This is a genomic window from Nocardia sp. NBC_01499, from assembly GCF_045040275.1.
GTDB lineage: Bacteria > Actinomycetota > Actinomycetes > Mycobacteriales > Mycobacteriaceae > Nocardia.
In genome coordinates, this window is the sequence record NZ_CP109426.1 from 1343942 (window position 1) to 1356385 (window position 12444).

Sequence of the window (12444 nt, forward strand, 5' to 3'; positions counted from 1 at the left end):
CGAAAGACTGAGTATGTGCCCCACAGAGGGAAGGGATGTCCGAGGATGCAGGTGAAAAGACTGGCGAGCGCCGTCGGCGCGGTCTTGGTCGCGACGTCGTTACTGGCCGGATGTGGTTCGGGGAGTACAAGTTCGGGTGGGACGCCACAGGAGGGTGGCACGGCGGTATTCGCGGAAGCGCCCGGCACGGAACCGAATTGGATCTTCCCGCTCTACGACGCGGCCCACAACAGTGGTTACGCCACGGGTGACCTGCAGCAGCTGATGTACCGCCAGCTGTACTGGTTCGGCGACAACAATGGCGACACCAGCGTCAACGCGACCAAGAGCCTGGCCGAACCGCCGAAGTTCAGCAATAACAACGCCACCGTCACCATCGATATCAAGCCGTACAAGTGGTCCAACGGCGAGTCGGTGAACGCCAAGGACGTCCTGTTCTGGATGCACCTGCTGTTCGCGGAGAAGAAGAACTTCGCCAAGTACGTCGAGGGCCAGTTCCCGGACAACGTGAAATCGGTGACCGAGACCGGTCCACAGCAAGTCACCTTCGAGCTCAACGGCAGCTACTCGCCGACCTGGTTCACCGGCGAAGAGCTAGCGCAGGTCGCCCCGCTGCCGATGGCGTGGGACAAGACCGCGGACTCGGCGGCGGCCGGTAGCGGTGGCTGCACCCAGGATCAATCCAAGTGCGACGCCGTCTACCAATACCTCTACGACAAGAGCAAGAACCTCTCGACCTACGCCACCGATCCGCTCTGGCAGGTCGTCGACGGCCCATGGCACCTGACCGGTTTCGACGCGCAGGGCCACATCGAATTCGACCCGAACCCGGCTTACAGCGGGCCGGACAAGCCGCATCTGGCGCACTACAAAATGGAACCGTTCACCAGCACCGACGCGGAGTACAACACGCTGCGTTCGGGAAACAGCATCTCGGTTGGCTCGGTGCAAGTGACCAGCCTGCCGCAGAAGAAGGTGTCGCAGGAACTGCCGGACACCAATCCGTTGCAGGCCAACTACAACCTGGTGCCCGCCTACGGCTGGGGCTGGAGCACATCGATCCTGAACATGGCCAACCCGACATTCGGCGCCACATTCAAGCAGCTCTACATCCGCCAGGCCCTGCAACTGACGCTGGATCAGGAAACCGACGTCAACTCCGCGATGCGCGGCTACGGCGCGATCACCACCGGCCCGATCCCGATCAAGCCGGAGAACCCGTACATCGCCGACGCCGAACGCGGTTCCGGCCCCTACGCTTTCGACAAGGCCAAGGCGAAGGCGCTGCTCACCGGTCACGGCTGGACCGCGCAGAACGGCGTGATGACCTGCACCAGCCCTGGCATCGCGGACAACCAGTGCGGTGACGGCGTTGCCGCAGGCACGAAGCTGCAGTTCACCTTCGAGTACTCCACCGGCAATCCCATCTACGGCCGGGTGGTGCAGCAGTGGAAGTCCGATGCGGCCGAGGCGGGCATCGTGTTCGACCTGAAGGGCCAGGAGTTCAACACGGTGATGGACGACGTCAGCAACTGCCACGGCGCCGGCCCGACCTGCGACTGGCAGATCGGCTACTTCGGTTACCAGGAGTACGACGCGGTACCCGCGGGCGACCAGCTCCTGCTGCCCGGAGCGAGCGAGAACATCGGCAACTACAACGATCCGAAGCTCACCGAACTGATCAACGCCACACTGCACTCCGACGACAAGGCCGCGTTCGCCAACTATCAGGACTACGCGGTGAAAACGCTGCCCGGCCAGATCAACATGCCGCTGCGAACCTACATGGAGGTCGTGGCCAAGAACGTCGGCGGTGTGTCGTTCCCTGCGGTGCAGACCGCGCGCGCACCCGAGGAGTGGTACTTCACCAAATGACATCTATGCGGCGTCATTGCTCGCAGCGGAACGGTTTTGGTGACATGCTGAGCCGATGTTGACACTGATTGCGATCCTGCTGGTGATCTGGCTCGTCCTCGCCGTACTTGGCTTCGTCATCAAAGGCCTGTTCTGGCTCGCCATCATCGGCATCGTGTTGTTCCTCGGCACGGCGGCGTGGGGCGCGATCTCCAGAAACAGCGGCAGCTGAATCGCCCTGCGGCGCAGCCTTATCCGGACTCGGTTCGTAGTGCACCGAACTCGGGTCTCCGGAGCAGTCGGTACAGGGACTCGTCGGGGTTTTCGCCAGCCGTGTCGAGGACAATGTGGTCCCGGTTCCACGGCTGGTAGTCGTAATCGAGCACGTCCGGCCACCCCGGCAGCGGCAGGCCGGGGATGTCGACCGACCGCGAAACAATGCGCTCTCGATGCTCAACGGGATTCGAGCAGACCACCTCCACCTCGACCGCGGGAGCACCGGCATCCTGTGCGGCGCCCAACCAACTGTCGCGAGTGATGGCCAGGGGGTTCACCGACTCGGCAACCACGGTGAGCCCCTGCTGGAGTTGTTCCCGCGCCAGGGCGTAGCCGACGACATAACCGACGGGTCCGACCGGATGCTTCGTCAAGCCGGACCGGACAACGGCCTGCTCAATGGTGTCGACGCGCAGATACACGGCACGGATTCGCGCGGCAAGTAGCCGCGCCAGCGTGGTCTTGCCGGTGCCGGGAAGTCCGCCGATGACGATGAGCATGCGCCCATGCTGCCACCGCCCAGCCCTTCAAGTAACGTCAGCATTCGCCCGCGAAGCACTCGAATGCCGCCGACATGTCGCTCGAAAGTTGTTGCGGCAGTGACGAACCTATGAAAGGCAGGGCTGCGTGTCCTCGAACCACTCCCCTACGATCCTGATCGTCGCTGCCGGACGCGGACTGGGTCACGCCATCGCCGAGCAGTTCGTGGACAAGGGATGGAACGTGATCGGCACCGTGCGGCCTGACTCACCGCGAACCAAGCTCCATGATCTCGCCGAGACGGCCGCGGACCGGGTGCGGATCGAGACGCTGAATATCAACGACCAGGACCAGATCGCGGCGCTTCGCAAGCGCCTGGACGGCACCATTTTGGACATCCTGTTCGTCAACGCGGGCACCACGACCCGGGATGAAAACATTCCCATCGGCGAGGTGACGACCGAAGAGTTCAACACCGTCATGCTGACGAACGCGCTGAGCCCGATGCGCGTGATCGAGTCGTTGCAGGACCTGGTCACCGCCACCGGATTGATCGGAACCATGTCCTCCGGGCAGGGCAGCATCGCCAATAACGAGACCGGGCTGCGCGAGGTCTATCGCGGCAGCAAAGCGGCCCTGAATCAGTTCATGCGCAGCTTCGCGGTCCGCCAACCCGAACAGCAACGCACACTGCTGGTAATGGCGCCGGGCTGGGTCCGCACCGACCTGGGCGGACCGGACGCTCCGTACAGCATCGACGACACCATCCCCGGCTTGGTGAACGTCATGCTCGCCCAGCTGGGGACCCCCGGCGTGCGATTCCTCGACTGGCAGGGCAAGACCGTTCCCTGGTAGCCCATCTTGTTCGCCCCGAGGAGCACGTGGGGCACTCGCCGAACACGCTGAGCAGATAACGGGCGGCGCTGGAGACCAGCGCCGCCCGTCAACTCAATCGCCGAGACCTGCGAGAACGCTTACCGGAGTGGCGATCTCGGTGCTGATCCGACGGCCCTGCTCACTTCAGGTGCCGGTCGAAGAACTGGTTCCCCGCCTCGCCCGCGTGCTGCGGGACGCCGGTGTGCCCGCCCATATTGGCGTTCAGCGCCTTCTCCTTGGAGCCGAAGGCGTCGAACAGGTCCAAGGCCATCTGCCGGTCGTTTCCTTCGTCGTCCCACTGCAGCAGGACGTGCAGCGGGATGGTGACCTGCCTGGCCTCCTCGATGATGGCGCGCGGCACGAAACTACCCGCGAACAGCACGGCGGCCGAGACGCGCGGCTCGACCACCGCCAGCCGGACGCCGATGGAGATCACCCCGCCCGAATACCCGACCGGGCCGCCGATTTCGGGCAGCGCGAGCAGGGCGTCCAGGGTGGCCTGCCATTCCGGGACCGCCTTGTCGACCAGCGGGAGGATGAGCCGGTCGACGATCTCGTCGTCGACCCGCCCGCCGGCCGCCAGCGCCCGATGCAGGTCGGCGAGGGCTTGATCGGCGGCGACCGAACGGGGCCGCTCACCGCTCCAGGGGAGCTCGATGGTTGCCGCGGCGTAGCCCTCCGCCACGGCGTACTTGGCTCGGGCGAGCAGTCGCGGGTACACCTTGCGCAGCCCGAGGGGAGGTGGGCCGAGCAGGATCAGCGGGACCGGTTCGGATGCGGATGCGGGCGTCCACAGGATGCCGGGGATCTCGCCGAGGGTGAATTCGCGTTCGAGGACGTCGTCATCGAGGCGTTGTTCAGAAGTGAATTGCATGGTCGTGCCTTTCGGGAGTGCTCATAAACGGCGCTCCCGGACGACCTATCGCCCGACCATGACTCCAACGGGGAGCACCCATGTCGATACTGCGTTCACGGGTACCACCTCCTCGTTCTCTCGCACGGTCCCCAGAAAGGTAGCAGTGGTCGCCGTGGTCGGGCAACGGGTTTTCGCGAAAGCTGTTCGCTACATCTGCGGCAGCTGCTCGCCCTGCACCACTTCGATATCGAGGTCGATCTTGACGGTGGTGCCGACGGCGGCGACCCCCGCGCGAACGAGGACGTTGTAGTCGATGGCGAAATCGTTGCGGTGCAACAGGGTTTCCGCGTGGAAGGCGGCGCGGACGCCGCCCCACGGGTCGGGACCGCAACCGCCGTAGGTGACATCGAGGTCGATCGGGTGGACCTGCCCGTGCAGGGTGAGTTCGCCTGCCATTACCCAGGTGTCGCCGCCGGTTCGGCGAAAACTGTTGCCGGTGAAGCTGATTACCGGATATCGCTCGGTGTCGAGGAAGTCCGCGGAGCGCAGGTGGTCGTCGCGCATGCCGATACCGGTGTCGATGCTCGCGGCCTTGATCTCGGCGAAACCGGTTGACTCGCTGAACGTCTCGGCGATGTTCAGACGGCCGTTGACCTCGGCGAAGCGGGCCTTGATGCTGGCGATACCGAGGTGACGTGCGGTGACGATCACGGTCGAGTGCACCGGATCGATGGTCCACGGTCCCGGCGGCGGGGTGGCGACCACACCTGCCTCCGGCTCCATGGTGATCTCGCCGAGTCGGCCACGGCCGTCGCCAGCGGCGCGGACCATCTGCGCCACCGGCCGGAACCCGGGGGCGGTCACGACGGCGGTGTACATGCCGGGGGGCACCGGCTCGGTGAGCGCCGTCCCGGTGGCATCGGTGGCCGCCCGCGCGATCTGGCGGCCGCTCATATCGGTCACCGTCAACACCGCGTCCGGCACCGGCCACCCGTCCGCGGTGTGGATACGTGCTGTCAGCCCACTCATGGCCGAGCCGTCTCCGAGAAGCCTGGATCCTCCGTGGTCACGCTCGCTGCCTCCGCATCCTCGTAGCCGAGTCGCACATCGTGGGTGATCTCGTCACCGGCGAGGGTGACCTGGCTGGTGACGGGCGGATAGCCGCGGGCGACCACGGTGTATTGCCCCTCGGGTAGATCGCGCAGGACGTACTGGCCGTTCTCGTCGGTGCGGGTGGTGGCGATCGGCGCGCCGGTCGCGTCGAGCACCGTGACGTATGCGTCCGGCACCACCCGCCCGTTGGCCGATGCCGACCCGGCCAGCACCGACATCGGCGAAAGCTCGATGTCGTGCTGCAGCAGTCCGCTGTCGGGCACGGTGAGCGTGATCGCGCTCGGCCGCATGCGTTCGGCGGCCGCCACCAGCGTGTAGGTGCCCGACAGCACGCCGTAGCAGACGTAAGCGCCGTCAGCGCCGGTGACCGCGGCGCCGACGACCTCGCCGCGCATATCGGTGAGCGTGACGGTCGCGGCGGGAATGGGTTCGTGGCGCCCGGCCGTGCGCACCACGCCGGACAGTTCACCGGATCCGAGCAGCGTGAGGTCGAGCGCCTGCGGCTGCGCGCCGATGGTGACGTTCACCGCCACCGGCTGCAGCCCACTCGCCGAAGCGATCAGCACATATCGGCCCGCGGCCGGCGCGCCGATGCGGTAGCCGCCGTCGGAACCGCCGGTCGCGCGCGAAACCTGGTGGCCGCGTTGGTCGATCAGTGTCAGTGCGGCACCGGTGACCGCGCGGCCGTCCTCGCGGTGGATGCCGCCGCCGATCGAACCGACTTCTCCGGTGGGAGCGGAGAAGCCGACCGCCGAATTCACCACGGCCAGTTGGGTAACCGCCGCCGGGCCAAGCTGTGCCCGGCTACCGTTGCCGCGCCCGACCGCGCCAGCCAGCACCGGTTCGGGTTGGCTGAGCGCCTGGGCGGCGCCCTCCCAGACCTGCGCCTCGTCCCACGGGTCAGCGCTCGCCTTGGCCGCCTCACTCGGCTCAGGAGTCGGCGCACCGGCATCTTGCAGCGGAATCTCCTTCATGAAAAGCAGTACCACACAGGCCAATAGCGCCACCGCGGCAGCGGAGTAGAAGACCCCGTGCAGTGAGTTGGTGAAGCCGATCAGGATCGGCTGCTTCACGATGCTCGGCAGTGCGGCGATACCGCTGGTGTTGCTCTGCAGGCTGTCGAGCTGGGACGCCGCGAATCCCGGCGGCAGGTGCCCGCCGAACGCGTCAATGATCTTGTGCGGCAACAGGTTGAACATGATCGTCAGGAACACCGCGACGCCGAGCGTGCCGCCCATTTGTCGGAAGAAGGTCGCCGATGCGGTGGACACCCCCATATCGGAGGGCGGGCCCGCGTTCTGTGCCGCGATGATCAGCGTCTGCATACAGCCGCCGAGACCGAACCCGATGATGCCGCTGTAGAGCAGCGGCTGCCACACCGGGCTGTCGAAGTGCACCTGCGCGTACAGTGCCGCGCCGCAAGCGATGACGAAGGTACCGACCACCGGCAGGAACTTGTATCGGCCGGTGATCTTGGTGATGCGCCCGGCGATCTGCGAGCCGATCATGATGCCCGCCACCAGCGGCAGCATCAGCAGACCCGCCTTCGTCGGCGAATAGCCGCGCACCACCTGCCAATACAGCGGAACCATGGACAGCGCGCCGAACATCGCGATGCCGACGATGAAGCCACCGGCAATGGTGACGCTGAACGTCGAACTCTTGAACAGCCGCAACGGAATCAGCGCCGCGTCCTTCATCAGATGTTCGATGAAGACGAACAGCAGCAGTCCGACGGCCCCGATCGCGTAGCAGATGATCGCGCGACTCGACCCCCAGCCCCAGCCGCGCCCCTGCTCGGCGACGATCAGCAGCGGCACGACACAGACCGCCAGCGCCAACGCCCCGTACCAATCGACCCGGTAATTCTGTCGCTGATGTGGCGCATTGAGCACTCGGAAGACCACGGCCAGCGCGATCACGCCGATCGGCACGTTGACCAGGAACACCCAGCGCCAGCCGTCGATCCCGCCGAGGCTGTCATAGCTGGACAACCAGCCGCCGAGTACCGGGCCGAGCACCGTCGCGCCGCCGAAGACCATCATGAAGTAGCCCTGATAGCGCACCCGTTCGCGAGCCGGCACGATATCGCCGATGATGGTGAACGCCAACGACATCAGACCACCCGCGCCGAGGCCTTGGAAGCCACGGAATCCGGCGAGCTCATACATCGAGGTCGCGAACGTGCACGCGGCCGAGCCGAGCACGAAGATCCCGATCGCGGTGAGGTAGAACGGCTTCCGCCCGTAGATATCGGCGAGTTTGCCGTAGAGCGGCGTGCTGATGGTCGCGGTGATGAGGTAGGCCGTTGTGGCCCAGGCTTGTTCGTCGAAACCGTGCAGGCTGTTGGCGATTCGCACGATCGCCACGCTCACGATGTTCTGATCCAGTGCGGCCAAGAACATGCCGAGCAACAGGCCGGACAGGATCGTCATGATCTGCCGGTGCGAAAGTGTCACTCTCGCACCGGAAACCAAGTCCGGCGGTGCCTGGGTGGTCGTATTCGTCATATTTGAAAACCTATTGTGGTTCGGCCGTACGGGGCGGGGTGGTTTCGATCGCGGTATTGAACCGTTCGAGCAGGTCGATCAGCACGGATCGTTCCTCGACAGGCCAGTCGGCCAGCAGTTCGGCTATCCAGAGGTTGCGGTGTCGGCGGTTCTGCTCGAAGATCCGCACACCCTGCGCGGTGGCCGCGAGCACGCACGCGCGGCCGTCGATCGGATCGGCCCGACGCTCGATAAGGCCGTGTTCCACAAGCGATCTGGTCTGCCTGCTGATCGTGGAGATCTCCGAGTGCAGTTGCTCGGCGAGCTTGCCGGTACGTTGCGGCCCATCGTGCACCAGGCAGAACAGCACCGAGTAGGCGAGCCGCTCCAAACCGTCCGGCCCATGTTTGGACAGCTGTGTTTTCGTCCGGTTGATCAGTCGCACGAACCGGACCAGCTGTGCGCTGAGCCGATCGGCGTCATCGAGCGCAACGGCGGCGGCCGTTGGCTCGAGACCGGCAGCGGTCATCGCGATTCACCTTCTTGCACCTACAGGACTTGCTTAGCACCAATAACTAGTTGCTTCTGCCAACTATACATTCAACCCGACCGGACAAGCCATGGGCGATAGCAAACAGATACGTCAATGTCGCTGTACGAGATGATCACTGGTGCGCCGACCGTTATCGGGAGCCACGCACCGCCTCGCCCCGGCGGGAAACCGCCTGCTGGGAGAGGCGCCGATGCAGTGGCGCGCGAACATCGAGTCCGGCCAGGTTGTCCGCGACTGACGGGCAGCTTGGGTCGAACTCGAATCATCCTCTCGCTCAGACAATTCAGCGCCAAAGCTAGTACCTGCGGCAACGCCAAGCCAGCGTGGTTGTCCGGGTATCTCGGTCGTCTTTCGGTCAGCAGGACGCCTGGAACGGGAAGCATTGGGGTGGCGGGGTAGTCGGCGGTGCGGGCGCGACGGTCGAGGGCACCACGGCGGGGTCGGTCGATCTGTCAGTGGATCCCATATGGGTGAGGGTGAGCACGACCAGCAGGAGGACCACGCCGCCCACTAGTGCTCCGAGGGCCCACAGGATCGGCATGGGCGAGGCGCTGCGGTAGCCGTGGAAGTACGGAGACCGGTAGCGGCCCGGCCGCTGGGGTGCGCGTCGGTCGGTGTAGCGGAGGGATCCCCGCACGTAACTCCCGCCTATCCGTCCCCTACGCGAATGCCCCCGTACGGCTTCATACCCCATGACTATCAGTATGGGGCGAGGGTCCGACACAATCAGCGTGTCGCGAGTCGTCCTATTCGGTTCCCGCGGCGCGCCCGGCGCGGCGGGACAGTTCGGCGAATGCCGCGCGCAGTTCTGGTGGGGTGATCACTTCGATCTCGGTGTCGAAGCGGGACAGTGCCGCGGCGAGGGCGGGCCAGGACCAGGATCCTGTGGTCAGTCTGGTGCGGGTGGTGTCGAGTTCCTCGACGATGCCGTCGCCTGCGAACGGGGCCACCTTGGCTGCGGGGAGGTCGAGGATCACCTCGCCGCGGCAGGGCCAGGTGTCCGTGCTGTCGGAGCCCTTGAAGTGGGCCGACAGGAAGCGGGCTACGTCGCCGCCTGGCACTTCGCGGGGTGGGAATCGGGGGCCGTTCGGGATGCGCGGTGTCATTCGGTCGGCGCGGTAGATCCGCCAGTCCGCGCGCTCGGGATCCCAGCCGACCAGGTACCAGCGGCCGGTTCGGACCACGAGGTGGTGTGGCTGCACTCGGCGGGGCGGTCGCGGCTCGGGGTCTTCGGGGCGTCCCGGGGAACGGTAGTCGAACCGCAGTTCCGCACCGGCGCGGACGGCGGCGCTCAGCGTGAGCAGGACGCCGGTGTCGACCTGGGGATCGGCGGCGCGCTCGGCCGCGCTGATCTCCAGTGCGTCGACGCGCTGGCGCAACCGGGACGGCAGGACCTGGCGCACGGTAGTCAGCGCCCGCGCGGCGGCCTCCTCGATGCCAGCGCCGGTTCCGACGGCGATTCGCAGCGCCACCGCGAGCGCGACCGCCTGGTCCTCGTCGAACAGCAACGGCGGCACGTGGTGACCCGCTTCGAGTCGGTAACCACCGTCGGGCCCTTTGACCGCCTGGACGGGATAACCGAGCTCGCGCAACCGGTCGACGTCGCGGCGTACCGTCCGGTCGCTGACACCTAGCCGTCGGGCGAGCAGACCTCCCGGCCAGTCGCGGCGGGCCTGCAGCAGGGACAGCAGCGAGAGCAACCTGCTGGAGGTCGTCGTCGAAGAAGCGAGCGGCATGTTTCCAGGCTGCCACGAATAGCGGACGTTCCCTGACCGGTACTGGTGACACCTTGGACTTTGTCACCGGAAGTCGCCGGTGCCGAAACCACTCGTGAAGGACCGGAACACTATGTCGCTCAACGCTGTCGCTCACCTGAACTTCCACGGCCAGGCCCGCGAAGCCCTCGAGTTCTACCGGTCGGTGTTCGGCGGGCAACTCACCATCGCCACCTACGCCGACTTCGGGATGCCCGCCGAACTGCCCGGCGCGACGAACGTCGTGTTCGGCCAGGTCGTCGCCGACAACGGCTTCCGGGTGATGGCCTACGACGTGCCCGGCCGGGACGCACCCACCGGGCCGGGCGCGCCCACCACGCGCCGCGAGAACGGCACCACGATCACCGAGGAGCGGTTCTTCCTCTCCGTTCGCGGCGAGAGCGTCGATGAGGTCACCCCGGTGTGGGAGGGCCTCGCCAAGGACGCGACCGTGATCGAGCCGTTCGGCCCCGCCCAGTGGGCGCCCGCCTTCGGGATGCTGGCCGACCGCTTCGGCGTCACCTGGATCGTCGACGTCGCGGCCGAGTACACCCAGGCCTGATCGTCCAGGGGGTGCGGCCGTTCCAGGCCGCACCCCCGCACAGGAGAAACCACCGGACGCGGGAGCGATCACACAGACGGGACCTCGCGAGAACTGTTGTCCGCGAACACAAGTCGACAGCCGCGCGCCGTCTCGCTGGTTGTCAGCACGTCTTCCTGACGTAATCCGGTTCGCCAGGAGCCGAGACCTCGACGTCTCTGAGCACAATGCTCAGCTTGCTTCCGTACCCCGCGCACGCTGCCGACATGCCGGGTTCGGTGTACTCGATATCGATGACGTGGTTGTCGTATGCGGTCGCGTAGTCACCGCACTCCTCGGTGTCACCACATTCCTCGGACACCGCGAAATCCAGTCCGGCAGCGGCTTTTTGGTCAACGAGTTCGGCGCCGTTCTTCTGGCCGATGGCGAGACCGCGGTCGTGCGAGTGCTTGGCGAGCACGGCGATGAAGGTGACCGCCTGGTCGGTGGTCAACAATCCCTTCGATCGACTGTAGCTGTCGTAGTTGTCGACCTCGACCGCGTTGAAACCCTTGGTCGCGCATTCATCGATCCACTGATCGACTTTGTCCGCGATACGGGTGCGTTTGTCGGCGGTGCGGATATCGAGCAGCGCCTCTTTCCACCTCGTGTCATAGACGACCTTGCCGTCCTTGTCCCGCAGCAGCAGGTCGTCCTGCCACTCACGCTCCGCCCCCGGCTGGACCTGAAAACCGTTGACATAGCAGATGTTGTAGAGCCCGTCGGCCCGTTCGGCGCTGTGATCGCGACTGACGATCGTCACGCCCGACGGCGGCGCGTAAGGCGTCGTGATCTGGTAGTCGAAACCCCCATGTACCGGCGGCAGGGTCACCGCGGGAGCGGCACTCGCGGTGCCAGCCTGCGGCACGCCGAGGCAGGTGGCCGCGGCGGCGAACGCCGCGAGGACGGTCGCCGAGCGACGACGAATACGTGCGGTGGTTTCAGACACAGGCAGATCCAACCATCGCCCTGCCTGTCGATCAAAGCCCCAAGCATTGGTGGCAGCCTCCCGCGCCCCGCGTTAATATTAACAAGGTAAGACTCTGGTATTCTCGACGTGTGGACGATGGACTCGGGGACTTGTTGCATCGCGTGGTGTCGCTGCTCGCAGACGCGACACGGCGGCGCGTGGACAGCTCCGGCGGGCTGACTTACAGCCAGATTCGGCTGCTCGGCGCACTGGAAGACATCGAACCGGTGACGCAACATCAACTGGCACAGGCACTTTCGGTGTCCGACCCGGCGATCAGCCGGGCACTGCGGCCGCTGGAGGAAGCCGGATTCGTGCGGGTCGAGATCGATCCCGAACACAAGCGACGTCGACTGGTCCGCACCACCGAGGCGGGCCGCAACGCTTTCCACGGCACCGGCAGACCGCTTGCCGACGAGCTACGCAACGCCTTGCTCGCAGCCGGATTCCCGTACGACCGCTACCTACAGGACACCCTCGCGCTGGCCAAGCTCCTCGAGCCGTAGTCGCCTGCCCGGCGGTCTCCCCGAGGCGTAGTCGTCTGCCCGACGGACCGCCCGAGGCGTAGTCGCCTGCCCGCCTTCCGGTGCCGAACGCCGAGTAACCGCTAACCGGCGGAATGTATTTCGTGTCGAGCCCGCGT

At 65.9% G+C, this 12444-nt stretch carries 13 protein-coding genes; 5 read left to right on the top strand and 8 right to left on the bottom strand.

The window, feature by feature from the left end:
• Positions 1-51 precede the first annotated feature (51 nt).
• Positions 52-1875, top strand: coding sequence for an ABC transporter substrate-binding protein (locus OG203_RS06000; RefSeq protein ID WP_405164664.1), 1824 nt, complete (start codon positions 52-54; stop codon positions 1873-1875).
• A 55-nt stretch (positions 1876-1930) separates the two neighbouring features.
• A complete protein-coding gene (locus OG203_RS06005; protein ID WP_405164665.1) occupies positions 1931-2086 on the top strand; it encodes a hypothetical protein in 156 nt (51 codons plus the stop codon).
• 19 nt (positions 2087-2105) lie between these two features.
• Here OG203_RS06005 and OG203_RS06010 read toward each other — a convergent pair whose 3' ends face one another.
• Positions 2106-2630 (bottom strand): AAA family ATPase, encoded by a 525-nt coding sequence (locus tag OG203_RS06010; RefSeq protein WP_405164666.1) that lies wholly within the window; start codon positions 2628-2630, stop codon positions 2106-2108.
• Between the two features lie 127 nt (positions 2631-2757).
• Between OG203_RS06010 and OG203_RS06015 the strand changes: the two genes are divergently transcribed.
• Positions 2758-3465, top strand: coding sequence for an SDR family oxidoreductase (locus tag OG203_RS06015; protein ID WP_405164667.1), 708 nt, complete (start codon positions 2758-2760; stop codon positions 3463-3465).
• 160 nt (positions 3466-3625) lie between these two features.
• Here OG203_RS06015 and OG203_RS06020 read toward each other — a convergent pair whose 3' ends face one another.
• From OG203_RS06020 to OG203_RS06045, 6 genes are all read right to left on the bottom strand, one after another.
• Positions 3626-4360, bottom strand: coding sequence for an alpha/beta hydrolase (locus tag OG203_RS06020; RefSeq protein ID WP_405164668.1), 735 nt, complete (start codon positions 4358-4360; stop codon positions 3626-3628).
• Positions 4361-4549: 189 nt separating this feature from the next.
• Complete coding sequence (locus OG203_RS06025) at positions 4550-5371, bottom strand: YceI family protein (RefSeq protein ID WP_405164669.1); 822 nt, start codon at positions 5369-5371, stop codon at positions 4550-4552.
• Positions 5368-7965, bottom strand: a complete 2598-nt coding sequence (locus OG203_RS06030) for an MFS transporter (protein ID WP_405164670.1) — start codon at positions 7963-7965, stop codon at positions 5368-5370. The genes OG203_RS06025 and OG203_RS06030 overlap by 4 nt, the downstream gene beginning before the upstream one ends.
• Positions 7966-7975: 10 nt before the next feature.
• A complete protein-coding gene (locus OG203_RS06035) occupies positions 7976-8473 on the bottom strand; it encodes a MarR family winged helix-turn-helix transcriptional regulator (RefSeq protein ID WP_405164671.1) in 498 nt (165 codons plus the stop codon).
• Positions 8474-8852: 379 nt separating this feature from the next.
• Positions 8853-9134 carry a hypothetical protein gene (locus tag OG203_RS06040; RefSeq protein ID WP_405164672.1) on the bottom strand — a complete coding sequence of 94 codons (282 nt, stop codon included), beginning with the start codon at positions 9132-9134 and terminating at the stop codon, positions 8853-8855.
• 109 nt (positions 9135-9243) lie between these two features.
• Positions 9244-10233 carry a helix-turn-helix transcriptional regulator gene (locus tag OG203_RS06045; RefSeq protein WP_405164673.1) on the bottom strand — a complete coding sequence of 330 codons (990 nt, stop codon included), beginning with the start codon at positions 10231-10233 and terminating at the stop codon, positions 9244-9246.
• Between the two features lie 112 nt (positions 10234-10345).
• On the opposite strand from OG203_RS06045, the gene OG203_RS06050 reads away from it, so the two are divergent.
• A complete protein-coding gene (locus OG203_RS06050) occupies positions 10346-10813 on the top strand; it encodes a VOC family protein (RefSeq protein WP_405164674.1) in 468 nt (155 codons plus the stop codon).
• 142 nt (positions 10814-10955) lie between these two features.
• Here the strand turns inward: OG203_RS06050 and OG203_RS06055 are convergent, their stop codons facing one another.
• Positions 10956-11780, bottom strand: a complete 825-nt coding sequence (locus OG203_RS06055) for an endo alpha-1,4 polygalactosaminidase (RefSeq protein ID WP_405164675.1) — start codon at positions 11778-11780, stop codon at positions 10956-10958.
• Positions 11781-11890: 110 nt separating this feature from the next.
• On the opposite strand from OG203_RS06055, the gene OG203_RS06060 reads away from it, so the two are divergent.
• Positions 11891-12307, top strand: coding sequence for a MarR family winged helix-turn-helix transcriptional regulator (locus OG203_RS06060; RefSeq protein WP_405164676.1), 417 nt, complete (start codon positions 11891-11893; stop codon positions 12305-12307).
• The last annotated feature ends 137 nt before the right edge of the window (positions 12308-12444 follow it).

Excerpts from the sequence above, each read along its gene's own strand:
- OG203_RS06005 (WP_405164665.1), top strand. The coding sequence starts at position 1,931 with ATGTTGACACTGATTGCGATCCTGCTGGTGATCTGGCTCGTCCTCGCC.
- OG203_RS06010 (WP_405164666.1), bottom strand. The coding sequence starts at position 2,630 with ATGCTCATCGTCATCGGCGGACTTCCCGGCACCGGCAAGACCACGCTG.
- OG203_RS06020 (WP_405164668.1), bottom strand. The coding sequence starts at position 4,360 with ATGCAATTCACTTCTGAACAACGCCTCGATGACGACGTCCTCGAACGC.
- OG203_RS06025 (WP_405164669.1), bottom strand. The coding sequence starts at position 5,371 with ATGAGTGGGCTGACAGCACGTATCCACACCGCGGACGGGTGGCCGGTG.
- OG203_RS06030 (WP_405164670.1), bottom strand. The coding sequence starts at position 7,965 with ATGACGAATACGACCACCCAGGCACCGCCGGACTTGGTTTCCGGTGCG.
- OG203_RS06035 (WP_405164671.1), bottom strand. The coding sequence starts at position 8,473 with ATGACCGCTGCCGGTCTCGAGCCAACGGCCGCCGCCGTTGCGCTCGAT.
- OG203_RS06045 (WP_405164673.1), bottom strand. The coding sequence starts at position 10,233 with ATGCCGCTCGCTTCTTCGACGACGACCTCCAGCAGGTTGCTCTCGCTG.
- OG203_RS06050 (WP_405164674.1), top strand. The coding sequence starts at position 10,346 with ATGTCGCTCAACGCTGTCGCTCACCTGAACTTCCACGGCCAGGCCCGC.